The sequence below is a fragment of the Microbacterium aoyamense genome (genome assembly GCF_023155855.1).
Lineage (GTDB): Bacteria > Actinomycetota > Actinomycetes > Actinomycetales > Microbacteriaceae > Microbacterium > Microbacterium aoyamense.
Genome location: NZ_JAKNUT010000001.1, coordinates 415,157 through 427,022, shown reverse-complemented (window position 1 = coordinate 427,022; position 11,866 = coordinate 415,157). Strand labels below are relative to the sequence as shown.

Annotated in this window: 11 protein-coding genes; 4 read left to right on the top strand and 7 right to left on the bottom strand. The window is 70.1% G+C overall.

Features of this window, described 5'->3' with window-relative positions:
- Nucleotides 1-37: 37 nt before the first annotated feature.
- A complete protein-coding gene (locus tag MA876_RS02455) occupies nt 38-1,099 on the top strand; it encodes a LacI family DNA-binding transcriptional regulator (RefSeq protein WP_248145762.1) in 1,062 nt (353 codons plus the stop codon).
- A 144-nt stretch (nt 1,100-1,243) separates the two neighbouring features.
- On the opposite strand, the gene MA876_RS02450 is transcribed toward MA876_RS02455, so the two are convergent.
- The 4 genes from MA876_RS02450 to MA876_RS02435 form a co-directional block, all read right to left on the bottom strand.
- Entirely contained in the window at nt 1,244-3,151 is a 1,908-nt protein-coding gene (locus MA876_RS02450; protein WP_248145760.1) for a glycoside hydrolase family 127 protein, read from the bottom strand.
- On the bottom strand, nt 3,148-4,041 hold the full coding sequence (locus MA876_RS02445; protein WP_248145758.1) for a carbohydrate ABC transporter permease: 894 nt from the start codon (nt 4,039-4,041) through the stop codon (nt 3,148-3,150). The genes MA876_RS02450 and MA876_RS02445 overlap by 4 nt, the downstream gene beginning before the upstream one ends.
- A gap of 3 nt (nt 4,042-4,044) precedes the next feature.
- Nucleotides 4,045-4,947 carry a carbohydrate ABC transporter permease gene (locus MA876_RS02440; RefSeq protein ID WP_248145756.1) on the bottom strand — a complete coding sequence of 301 codons (903 nt, stop codon included), beginning with the start codon at nt 4,945-4,947 and terminating at the stop codon, nt 4,045-4,047.
- Between the two features lie 61 nt (nt 4,948-5,008).
- Nucleotides 5,009-6,304, bottom strand: a complete 1,296-nt coding sequence (locus MA876_RS02435; RefSeq protein ID WP_248145754.1) for an ABC transporter substrate-binding protein — start codon at nt 6,302-6,304, stop codon at nt 5,009-5,011.
- Between the two features lie 182 nt (nt 6,305-6,486).
- Here MA876_RS02435 and MA876_RS02430 point away from each other — a divergent pair, with 182 nt between their 5' ends.
- Nucleotides 6,487-7,506: a LacI family DNA-binding transcriptional regulator gene (locus tag MA876_RS02430; protein ID WP_248147153.1), complete on the top strand. Its 1,020-nt coding sequence runs from the start codon at nt 6,487-6,489 to the stop codon at nt 7,504-7,506.
- Nucleotides 7,507-7,638: 132 nt separating this feature from the next.
- Here MA876_RS02430 and MA876_RS02425 read toward each other — a convergent pair whose 3' ends face one another.
- Both MA876_RS02425 and MA876_RS02420 read right to left on the bottom strand, forming a co-directional pair.
- A complete protein-coding gene (locus tag MA876_RS02425) occupies nt 7,639-8,157 on the bottom strand; it encodes a DnaJ family domain-containing protein (RefSeq protein WP_248145752.1) in 519 nt (172 codons plus the stop codon).
- Nucleotides 8,154-8,996, bottom strand: a complete 843-nt coding sequence (locus tag MA876_RS02420; RefSeq protein WP_248145750.1) for an NAD-dependent epimerase/dehydratase family protein — start codon at nt 8,994-8,996, stop codon at nt 8,154-8,156. Before MA876_RS02420 ends, MA876_RS02425 begins: the two co-directional genes overlap by 4 nt.
- A 225-nt stretch (nt 8,997-9,221) precedes the next feature.
- Between MA876_RS02420 and MA876_RS02415 the strand changes: the two genes are divergently transcribed.
- Nucleotides 9,222-9,776: a hypothetical protein gene (locus MA876_RS02415; protein ID WP_248145749.1), complete on the top strand. Its 555-nt coding sequence runs from the start codon at nt 9,222-9,224 to the stop codon at nt 9,774-9,776.
- Nucleotides 9,777-9,799: 23 nt separating this feature from the next.
- Here MA876_RS02415 and MA876_RS02410 read toward each other — a convergent pair whose 3' ends face one another.
- Nucleotides 9,800-10,699 carry an oxygenase MpaB family protein gene (locus tag MA876_RS02410; RefSeq protein WP_248145748.1) on the bottom strand — a complete coding sequence of 300 codons (900 nt, stop codon included), beginning with the start codon at nt 10,697-10,699 and terminating at the stop codon, nt 9,800-9,802.
- 19 nt (nt 10,700-10,718) lie between these two features.
- Between MA876_RS02410 and MA876_RS02405 the strand changes: the two genes are divergently transcribed.
- Entirely contained in the window at nt 10,719-11,714 is a 996-nt protein-coding gene (locus MA876_RS02405; RefSeq protein ID WP_248145747.1) for a LacI family DNA-binding transcriptional regulator, read from the top strand.
- The last annotated feature ends 152 nt before the right edge of the window (nt 11,715-11,866 follow it).

Here is an 11,866-nt window from a genome sequence, read left to right as displayed (position 1 = left end):
CACGGGAAGGGACGCGGCATCCCGCGATAATGAGGACGTGCGCGCGTCGGCGCGTGCGCGAGGGGAGCGGGCTGCGCAGGTGAGCGCGAACGGCGGCGAACGGGGGCGCGTCGCGACGATCTTCGACGTCGCGCGCCTCGCGGGGGTCTCGCACCAGACGGTGTCGAGAGTCCTCAACGACCTGCCGAACGTGCGCCCTGCGACACGCGAGCGCGTCGAGAACGCGATCCGGCAGCTGCGGTACGTGCCGTCGCAGGCCGCGCGCGCGCTCGTGACGCGCCGCTCCCGCACGCTCGGGCTCGTCGCGGCCGGCCTGCCTGACTTCGGGCCATCGAGCATCGTGCTGCACGTCAACGAATCGGCGGCGGATGCCGGCTACGCCGTCATCACGACGACGCTTGCGGATGCCTTGGGTCCGACGCTGCGATCGGCGGCCGAGATGCTCATCCGCCAGAACGTCGAGGCGATCGTGCTGATCGCGACGGAGCGCGCCGCTCTGGACGCGTTCGACGGCTGGGAGCTCGGGGTGCCGCTCGTCGCGGTGGCCTCGGAGGCACGCGGCCGCGCGCTGCGCGTTACGATCGACCAGTACCGTGCCGCTCGCGCGGCGGTGTCGCACCTGCTCGAGCTCGGCCACCGAGACATCCGCCACATCGCGGGACCGGCGGGATCGATGGATGCCGAGGAGCGCCTGCGCGGCTGGCGCGACCGCCTCGGGGAAGCCGGGATCGCGGTCGTCGACCCGCCGCGGGGGGACTGGTCGCCGCAGTCGGGCTTCGACCTCGGCACCGCGATGCTCCAGGGGGGCGTGCCCGGAGCGGTGTTCGTGTCGAACGACCAGATGGCGCTCGGATTGCTGCATGCCCTGGCGGAAGCGGGGCTCCGTGTGCCCGAGGACGTCAGCGTCGTCGGATTCGACGACATCCCCGAGGCCGCGCACTTCCAGCCGCCCCTGACGACGATGCGACAGGACTTCGTCGGGCTCGGCCGTGACGCGATGGCCGCGGTGCTCGCACATCTGCAGGACGAGCAGTCCACGGAGCATCCCGAACCCCGCCCTTCGCAGATCATCGTACGGTCTTCGACGCGCGCCGTCTGACCCGCCTGGGTTGATTCCTCGCGAACCCACGCGCTTGGCGCGAACCCACACGCTTCTCGCCACCGGATCGTGTGGGTTCGCTCAGGATGTGTGGGTTCAGCGTCGGGGTGTCCCAAACCCGCGTGGGTCCGATTTCGGCGGAGGTCAGGCGGTCGGGATCCAGACGCGCATCGTCGAGGGACCGCGCTCGGCCCAGGAGTGGTACGGGACGAGCGGGACCTCGACGTGACGTTCGGCCGGGCCGCCCGCGTCCGAGTCGTAGGGCCATCCCGCATCGCGGGAGCCGCGACGCGCGACGCGGACCCAGACCCGTCCGTCGCGTTCGATCGGCTCGGCGGTGAGGTCGAGCACGGCGTCGGCGATGTCGCAGCCGAAGTCGACGGACTCGAGGGCGAGGACCTCCGGCCCGCGCTCGATCGCCACCGCGCCGCGCACGGCGTCGATGCGCGCGTCGGGATGCGAGACCCGCGGCGCGACCGGAAGGGTCAGGACCACGGCATCCCCCGCGGCGAACGCCCGTCGCACCGTCGCCATGCCGGGCTCGACGACGTGATCCTGGACCGAGCCGTTCGCTCCCTCGATCTGCAGAGACGCCCCGGAAGCCCACGCGGGGACCCGCAGCCCGAGCGCGAACTCGGCGGGTTCGTGGACCACGACCCGCACCACGCCGTCGTCGGGGTACCGCGTCTCGACGTGCAGCGCCACGTCGCGACCGTCGGCGAGGGTCGTGCGGATGGATGCATCGGCGTACTGGTGCAGTTGGATGCCGTCGTCATCGGCCGTCGCGATGTACGCGTCGAGGCTCGCGAGCGTGCGAGCGACGTTGGGTGGGCAGCACGACACATCGAACCAGGGCGCGCGCAGGGCTGAGCCCGCGCGCGGCGAGGTGGAGCCCGGGTCCACGACCGCGCCCGGAACGCGCTGGTGCAGCGTGTTGGCGTAGTAGAACGCGCGGCCGTCGGCGCTCGGCGACGTGGCGACGACGTTGAAGAGCGTCCGCTCGATGAGGTCGGCGTAGCGCGGATCGCCGTCGGCGAGCAGCATCCTCCACGCGAACATGATCGAGCCGACGCCCGCGCACGTCTCGGAGTACGCCCGGTCGGGCGGGAGCTCCCAGTCGAGGCCGAACGCCTCGTCCTGGTGATGCGACCCCTGGCCGCCCGTGATGTACGTGCGTCGCGCAACCGTGCGCTCCCACTGCCCGCGCAGCGCGTCGAGCAGCGCGGCGTCGTCGTGCTCGACCGCGACGTCGACCGAGCCGGCCGCGAGATAGTTCGCACGCACGGCGTGGCCGCGCAGCACGTCGGCGTCGCGGACGGCCACGTCGTCCTGGTAGTACTGGCGGCCCCACTCGATGTCGCGCAGCGTGCCTTGACCGTGGCGCTCGACGAAGAGGTGGGCCTGCTCGAGGTACCGCGGCTCGTCGAGGACCCGTCCGAGTTCGGCGAGCCCCGTCTCGATGACGGCGTGTCCGCAGATCGCGTTGCGCCCGTCGGCGCCGAACTCGCGGCACACCATGTCGGCTGCGCGGCGCGCGATCTCGACGAGTCCGTCGTCTGCGCCCGGTCGCGTGCGCTCGCGCGCGACCGCGGCCTGGAAGAGGTGGCCGAGGCAGTAGAGCTCGTGCCCCCATTCGAGGTCCGACCATCGCGCACCCTGCCCTGGCCGCCCGAACTGCGTGTTCAGGTAGCCGTCGGGCTCCTGCGCTGCCGCGATACGCGCGACGACCGCGCGGAAGCGCTCCTCGAGCGCCGGGTCGTCGGTGCGGCCGATCTCCCACGCGAGCCCCTCGAGGTACTTGTAGACCTCGGAGTCCGAGAACTCTCGACCCCTCCGACCGTCGGGAAGCGTGCCGGCCGCGGCCAGGTCGAAGTTCGGCAGCCATCCCTCGGACTCGAGGCGACCGCCGATGTGGGCGAGCGTCGCCTCGTGGTTGACGTCCTGGCGCGAGCCCCAGAAGCCGCCGGTGATGCGGACCTCGTGCTGACCCAGCGGCCGGAGGCGACCGCGCGAAGGCACGACGGGGGCAGCGGTGGTGTTCGGCATGGTCATCCCTTGAAAGCGCCGGACATGAAGCCGCGGACGTAGTGACGCTGGAGGATCAGGAAGAGCAGGATGCAGGGCAGCGCCAGTACGACGACTCCGGCCTCGGTGGCTCCGTAGTCGATGACGCCCTGCACCTGCACGCGCAGGTTCGCGACGGCGAGCGGCAGCGTCATCCGGTTGGTGTCGGTGATAAGGATGAGCGGCGCCATGAAGTCGTTCCATGCGGCGAGGAACGCGAAGAGGCCGACCGTGATGAGCCCCGGCTTGACCGCGGGGAGCAGCACTCGCCACAGTGCGCCGAAGCTCGAGCATCCATCGACCATCGCTGCCTCGTCGAGCTCGCGCGGCACCGACTCGAACGAGATGCGCATCATGAACATCGAGAACGGCAGCTGGAACATCGCCAGCACGATCGCGACGCCGACGAGCGAGTTGCTGAGCCCCACCGCGTTGAGGATCACGTAGAGCGGGATGAGCAGCGTCGCGTACGGCACCATGAGGATCGCGAGCACCGTCAGGAACAGCAGATTCTTGCCGGGGAACGAGAACCGCGCGAACGCGTAGCCGCCGAGCCCCGAGACGACCAGGGTGAGCAGCACCGTCAGAAGCGAGACGAAGAGCGAGTTGCCGAGGTACACCCAGATGCCTGCCTGGTAGTTCGCGAGGGCGACGTAGTTGCCGAAGCCCCAGCCGTCGACCTGGCTCGTGCCGGCCCGCGGCTCGAACGACGAGATCGCGGTCCATATGAGCGGGTACAGGAAGATGATCGCGAGCGCCGTCGTGAGCACCCAGTACGGGATGCCGAAGGCGATGCGAGCGGCCGTCGAGCGCGTGCGGCGGCGCGGCTCCTCGACGCGGATGAGGTCGGTCGCGGTGGTCTGTGTCTGAAGGGCCATGGCTCAGCTGTCCTCCGGCCGGCGGAACGCGCGGATCTGGGCGATGTTGATGACGATGAGGGCGAGCAGCACGATGACCGACAGGGCCGCGGCGATGCCGAGGTTGTTCTGGCCCTGGAAGGCGACGTTGTAGATCAGCTGCACGATCGTCATGGTGCTGTTGTCGGGGCCGCCCTTGGTGAGGATGTAGAACTGCTCGAACGCGAGCAGCGAGCCCGTGACGCACAGCACGATCGTGAGGGCGAACGTCGGACGCAGGAGCGGCACGGTGATCGTGCGGAACGTCTGCCACGTGGATGCCCCGTCGATGCGAGCGGCTTCGTAGACGTCGTCGGGGATCGCCTGCAGGCCCACGAGCATGAGAAGCATGTAGAAGCCCGCGTAGCGCCACACGATGAGGAACACCGTCGACCACAGCGCACCCTCGGGCGTGCCGAGGAACGTGAACCCCCAGGACTGCATCAGCCCGGCGAACGGGCCGGCATAGGGCGAGTAGAGGACGTAGAAGAGGAGGGATGCCGAGGCCAGCCCGAGTGCGCTCGGCACGAGGAACGAGGTCCGCAGGATCGACTTCCACCGCGTGGACTCCTGCACGAGGAGGGCGAGGCCGAGGCCGAGGCCGATGAGCAGGACGGTCGTGATCACCGTGTACTTCAGCGTGAACCAGATCGAGTCCCAGAACAGGCGGTGCGAGACGGCATCGGCGTAGTTCGCGGGGAAGTTCCAGCCGCGGTTGCCCGCGAGCAGCGGCCAGTCCGAGGCCGACATCTGCAGCACGAGAGCGAGCGGCACGATGAAGACGAACAGGACGAAGATCGCGGTCGGAGCGGCGTACGCCCAGCCCCTCGCGGCTTCCTGTCGCGCGCGCCGCGTTCGGCGGGGCGCGCTCACGGTGCCTGTGGTCATGATGGTGTCTTCCTGGGTCGAGGAGGGCGGCGGATGCCGGGCATCCGCCGCCCTCGTTCGGTCACTGCGCGAGGATCTCGGTGATCGCCTCGTTGTCGGCGTCCACCGTGTCGGTCCCCTCGAGCACGGCGTTGCGTACGAGCGTCAGCCACGGGCTGCCCGGTGCGTTGAACGCCTGCTGGAAGTTGAGCGCGACGGGAGTGTCACCCTGTCCCGCGACCTCGTTGATCGTCACGAGTCGGGGGTCCTTCGCGGCGTACTCGTTGTCGGCGAAGTCGGCGCGCGAGACGACGTCGTTGTTCTTCGCGAGGACCTGGACCTGTGCATCCTCCGACATCAGCCAGTTGAGGAAGTTCCAGGCCTGCGCGGACTTCTTCGAGTCCTTCGAGATGCCGATGCCGTCACCGCCGACGAAGGTCGACGCGCCGCCCTCAGGGCCGGGGATGCCGGCGACGCCGACGTCGAACGGGGTCGACGAGAGCAGCGTCGCGGGGTAGAACATCAGCCCCACGTTGCCCTCGGTGAAGCCCGCGGTCCACGTCGGGCCCGCCTCGTCCTGCGAGCTCGGGAGCACGGCGCCCGACTCCCACAGATCGCGCCACACGGAGTACATGTCCTTCGCGGTGTCGCTCGCGAGGAGCGACTCGCGACCGTCGTCGCTGAGCACCTCTTCGCCGTCGGCCCAGACGCTCGGGAACCACGTGAAGACGAGGCACCCACCGCAGTTGAGGCCCGTCGCCGTGCCGTAGACGCCGTCCTTGCCGAGCGCCTGCACGGCCTTGGCCGCGTCGGCGAACTCCTCGAGGTTCGCGGGAGCCTTCTCGGGGTCGAGCCCGGCCTCGGCGAAGAGCTCCTTGTTCCAGAAGAGCATCGAGAGGTCGAGCACGAAGGGCAGCACGTGCTCCTTGCCGTCCATGGTGCCGGCAGAGAGGTGGCCCTTATTGATCTCGTCCTTGAACGACAGGGCGTCGATCTGGGGCGTGATGTCCTGGAACAGCCCCTGCTCGACCCAGTTCGGCACATAGACGATGTCGGCGGCGAAGAGGTCGGGCAGACCGCCCGAACCCGCTGCCGCGCCGACCTTCGCGACGTAATCGTCGTTGGGGACGACGGTGAGCTCGACCTGGTTCTCGTGGCTCGCGTTGTACGCGTCGACGAGCAGGTTCGCCTGCTTCTCGAGCGGCGCGCGGGTCCACAGCGTCAGGGTGGAACCGTCGTCGAGGCCCTCGGCGGGGATCGACTCGGCGGGGGTGGGCGTGCTTCCGCCGGAACAGGCGGCGAGGCCGCCGACGAGGGCGCCGGCCGCCACGAATGCCGTCGCGGCGCGGAACGCGGCACGGCGTCGGGTGCTGAACATGCAGATGTCTCCTCTGGCTCTTCTTCGAGCGGATGACGTCGGCCGAGCCGACACCGCTGCTTGGGGGTGCAGGCGGCCTTTCGAAATTACCGAAATGCCTTTCGGAACGTTATCCTGAGTTTCGCCGAGCGGTCAAGCGCCGATGTCGATAACCTTTCCGGAGCAAGGAGGCGCCCGTGACGATGAACGACCCGGCCTCGCGTGCCGCGACACTGAGCGACGTCGCCCGGCTCGCAGGGGTGTCGATCGCGACGGCGTCAAAGGCGATCAACGATCGCGATGACGTCGCGGTCGCGACGCGGCAGCGCGTGCTGCGGGCAGCGGAGGAGCTCTCGTTCACCCCGAACGCGATGGCGAAGGGTCTGCTCGCGGGCCGCACCGGAACCGTCGGCCTCCTCACGAGCGACCTCGAGGGTCGCTTCATGATCCCGATCCTCATGGGGGCCGAAGACGCGTTCGGCGCCGGTCAGGTCAACGTCTTCCTGTGCGACGCGCGCGGCGATGCGATCCGCGAACAGCACCACCTCAAGGCGCTCCTCAGTCGTCGCGTCGACGGGATCATCGTCGTGGGGCGTCAGACCGACCCTCGGCCGACGCTCGGGCAGGACCTCCCCGTGCCGGTCGTCTACGCCTACGCGCCGTCCGACGATCCGCGCGACCTGTCGCTGACGCCTGACAACTACGCGGGCGGACGTCTCGCGATCGAGCATCTGGTGGCCTGCGGCCGCACCCGCATCGCGCACATCTCGGGCGACCCGGCATACGCGGCCGCACAGGATCGCCTGGCGGGTGCTCGGGCGGCGATGGATGCCGCGGGCCTCGAACTCGTCGGAGACCCGATGTTCTCGGAATGGACCGAGCACTGGGGGCGGGATGCGGCGGCCATGCTCCTCGCCAAGCATCCCGATGTCGACGCGATCTTCTGCGGCTCGGACCAGATCGCCCGCGGTGTGCTCGACACGGCGCGTGATCTCGACCGCCGTGTGCCCGATGACCTGGCGGTGATCGGCTACGACAATTGGGAGGTCCTGGCCACCAACTCCCGCCCCGAGCTCACGAGCATCGACGCCAACCTTCAGCAGTTGGGGCGGCAGGCCGCGCAGCGCGTCTTCGACGCGATCGACGGCGTCGACATCGGCGAGGGCACGCACCACCTGCCCGTCCGGCTCGTCATCCGCGGGTCGACGATCGCCCGTCGCTGATCGCGTCAGGCTGCCTCAGCCGCCGCGCGAGCGACCTCCCACATCGGGAATGGGGCGCCCCATTCCCGATGTGGCGCGGGATCGCCCGCCCCGAAGCGAATGGGGCGCCCCATTCCCGGGTGGTGGTGGTGGTCAGCGCGCGCGGCGCCAGTGGCGGCGCGTGGGCGGGGCATCCGCCGGTTCCTGCGGGGCGCGGCGATCACGCCACGCTCGCACCTCCGCCTCGATGTCGCGCGTCGGTGTCACGACGGGAGGACCCCCGAGCAGCTGCCGGCGCGCCTCGATCACTCGGCGGTTGAAATCGTCGAGCGCCTCGCGCACGTCGGACTCGCGAGCGAGCGTGTCGAGCGCGGACTCGAGTTCGGCATCCTCCACGCGCAGCGTCAACGCGGCGGGCCCCAGCCCCGTCAGGTTCTCGGTCTCGATCTTGCGGCGGATCCACCAATCCGGATCATGGCCCGCGCCGAGGTGGGGGATCGGCTTGCCCGCGCCGGGCAGGTCGTCGAACTCGCCACGGCGGATCGCCTGCTGGATCGCGGTCTCGACGTAAGCAGCCGTGTCGCGCGGCGTCGGCTGGCGCGCGGGCTGCTCAGGCTCGGCGTCATCGCCCTGTCGATACCGGGCGGCGGCGAGGCGGGGGTCTTCGCTCATGCATCCCGCCACGAATGCCGGGGCTCGTACCCGAGCAGGCGGCGGGCCTTGTCGATCGACAGGAGCGTCTCGTGCGGACCGAAATCGCGCGCGAGCGGCACGTCGGGGAACACCTCGGCGACGAGTTCGGCGTTCGGCCGCGACATGACAGAGTCGGCGGCCGCGATGATAAACTGATCGAATCCCGGCGGGGCGACCTCGAGCGCGCGCTCGACGGCCTGCGCGCCGTCGCGGGCGTCGATGTAGCTCCAGAGGTTCCACTTGCGCAGCCGCGCATCGGCGTCGAATGACGGGAACACCGCGTAGTCCTCGGGCACCATGACGTTCGAGAACCGCAGCGCCGTGATCGAGAGATCGGGATGCCACCGCACGAGCTCGACGGCGAGCCGCTCTTCGAGCGTCTTGACGAGCGAGTACACGGATTCGGGGCGCGGCGCGTACTCCTCGTCCACCGGGACGTAGGGCGGCGGCACGTCGAACGGCAGCCCCAGTACGGTCTCGCTGGATGCGGAGACGATGCGCCGGATGCCGAGGCGCACCGCCGCCCAGAAGACGTTGAACGTCGCGGTCATGTTGTTGTGGAAGGTCGCGACGTCGCTGCGGATGCCGGGGGCCGGGATCGCGCCGAGGTGCACGACGGCGTCGAACCCGTCGTGCCGGTCGCCCACTGCGGTCAGTGCATCGACCACCTGGCCGTAGTCGGTCAGGTCGACCTGCACGAAGCCGGGGCCTCGTTTCCCTGCGATGTCGAGGCCGATGACGTCGTGGCCGCCCGCCCGGAGTTCGCGGGCGACGACGGTTCCGAGTTTTCCGGATGATCCGGTGAGGGCGATGCGCATGATCCCAGCGTGCCACTCCCGGCGGTCGCGGGAGCGGAATCGGATCGGTTCGATGCTCCCAGGCTTCTCTCAGGAATCCGTTCCCCGCACCGGAATCACGCGGTCTGCGTGTGCCACCTGTCGCCGGATCGGCAGCCCCTGTCCAATCCGATTCCGGGTGGACACCCGGATGACCCCACGTGCGACCGGAACGGGTCGCTCGATACGGAACCAAGGAGATACCACATGCGTACTGAGAAGAAGCGTTTCACCACCATCGTCGCCGCCTCTGCCGGAGCGACAGCCCTCGCGGTCGCCGGATTCGCGTTCCCCGCGAGTGCCGCCGAGCACGACGGCGACACGACCACCACGTCGACCGAGTCGACGAGCTGGACGGATGTCGCGGCCTCGGCCGACGCGATCCAGAACCTCCTGCGCGACTTCATGATCGCGAACGGCACCGACACCTCGGCCGGCAACGTCGGCATCGACGGCGGCCTCGTGAACGGACCGCTCATCAGCGACGTGGGCAACGGCGCCGTGCTGTCGGGCAACGACACCCCCGTGCTCTCGGGCAATGACGTCAGCGCCCCCGTGGGTTCGGGCAACGACACCTCGATCGAGGCGCCGATCGGCTCGGGCAACGAGGTCGCCAACGGCAACAGCACGGGCAACGGCAACGCCGTCGGCTCCGGCAACGACACGGGCGTCTCGCTCGGCGACATCGGCGCCGACGTCGACGACCTCGTCGGAGACGTCTCGAGCGACGTCGACGGGCTCGTCAGCGGCCTGCTCGACTGATACCCCCACCTGCGAGCCGGGGCTCATCCTGCGGGGTGGGCCCCGGCTTCGTCGTGCGCGAGTCGACGATGACGTTCACGGGCGAAGTCCTGCGCGCGAGGACCGGAACCGAGCGCGCGCTGCGAGACGGCGAGCACGACGCGGGTCGCCGTGATGACGGGAAGGATGCTGCGGCGCAGCCCGAGCAGCTTTCTGTATCGCCGCGGGAGCGAGGCGACCGCCGCGGCGAACAGCACCCGGTAGGCGATGCGCATCGAGCCCGTGAAGGGCACATCGCGCAGGAACCGCACGACTTCGTCTACCCGCACGTCGCGGCGGAGCTCGCCGCGATCGAGGAAGCCGTCGATCCGCGCCCGCAGGTCCGCTTCCGTCTCGGGTGGCGCCTCGACCCGCATCAGCCGCCCCGCGATCGCCCACTCCCGCACGTACCCGTCCGCGCCCCCGGGAATCGCCCCGCCCCACCGTTCGTGGGCGCCGAGGAACGCCTCGGTGAAGGCGAGATGCACCCACTCGACGAGTGTGGCGTCGGACGCGGAGTACGCGCGGGCTCCGGCATCCGTCTCATACGTCCCCTCGACCCGTGCGTGCAGGCGACCCACACGTGCGGTCTCGCGCTGCGCGTGGACTGTCGAGCCGTAGGTGACGCAGATGATCCAGCGAACGGTGCCGGTGAGTCGGCCGATCGGGTCCTCACGGTAGCGCGAGTGGTCGTGCACGCCCGCGAGGGCACCGGGGTGGAGCGCTTGGATCAGCAGGGCTCGGATGCCGGCGACGAAGGTCGCCGTGCCGGCGTGCACCGTCCAGACCGCGCCTCCGTCGGCGAAGTACCCGTCGTCGTCGCCCTCGGCGAGAGCACGCACCCACGACGGTGTCCCGTCGGGATCGCCCGCGAGCGCGGTCAGCAGTCGCGCACGCAGGGTCATGTGCCCAGCGTGCCACGCGATGGGTATCGTGAGCGCGATGGACGAGGTGTCGAGCGGTCGAGTGGGAGTGCGCGAGGTCGCGCGCGCCGCGGGGGTCTCGACGCAGACGGTCTCGCGCGTCATCAACGACCACCCGAACATCCGGCCCGAGACGCGCGCGCGTGTGCTCGACGCCATGGCCTCGCTCGGCTACCGGGTCAACAACGCCGCCCGCGCCCTGGGAACGCGCACCACCCGCACGCTCGGGGTGATCGCGTCCGATGCGACGCTCTACGGGCCCTCCGTCGGGATCGCCGCGCTCGAGACTGCGGCACGCGAATCGGGTCGCTGGATCGCGACGGCGTACGCGGATGCCGCGTCCGAGGCATCCGTCATCGCCGCCGCCGACCGATTGCTCGCGCAGGGGGTCGACGGGATCATCGTGCTCGCGCCGCACGTCGCGACCTTCGCGGCGCTCGAGAACTCCCGTGCGGGGATCCCTGTCGAGGCGCTCCATGCCGGAGTCGGCGCGGATCGACAGCGTGAGGGCGGCGCGCTCGCCGCCGAGCACCTGATCGCGCTGGGGCACGGGCGGATCGCGCGGCTGTCGGGTCCGAACGACTGGCTCGAGGCGATCGCACGCGACGAGGGCGTGTCCACCGCGATCTCTGCCGCCGAGCTCGTTCCCGGTCCCGTCTGGCGCGGGGACTGGAGCGCTGCCTCGGGAGATGCCATCGCGCCGGCGGTCGCCGACGCGATACGTTCCGGCATCACCGCCGTCGTCGTGGCGAACGACCAGATGGCACTGGGCCTCGTCGCCGGCCTGCGCGAGCGTGCCCTGGCCGTCCCGCATGATGTGAGCGTCGTGGGCTTCGACGACAACCCGGACGCCGCTTTCTACGCACCCTCGCTCACCACGGTGCGGCTCGACTTCGCGGGCGAAGCCCGCCGCGCGGTCGCCGCGGTGCTCGGAGCCGATGAACCGATCGTCGACGCGCCCGAGCTCGTGCCGCGCTCATCCACGGCCCCGCGTTGACCTGGCGACGAGCTCTTCGCTCGCGCCGAAGACGGAAACCTACTCAAAGACGTACCGCACTCAGGCCCCGCGAGCGGACGGGGGCGAGTTTGGTGCGCGATGGTCGATCCAGCCTGAGCAATGCACACAGCGGATGTCGCACATCCGGGTTG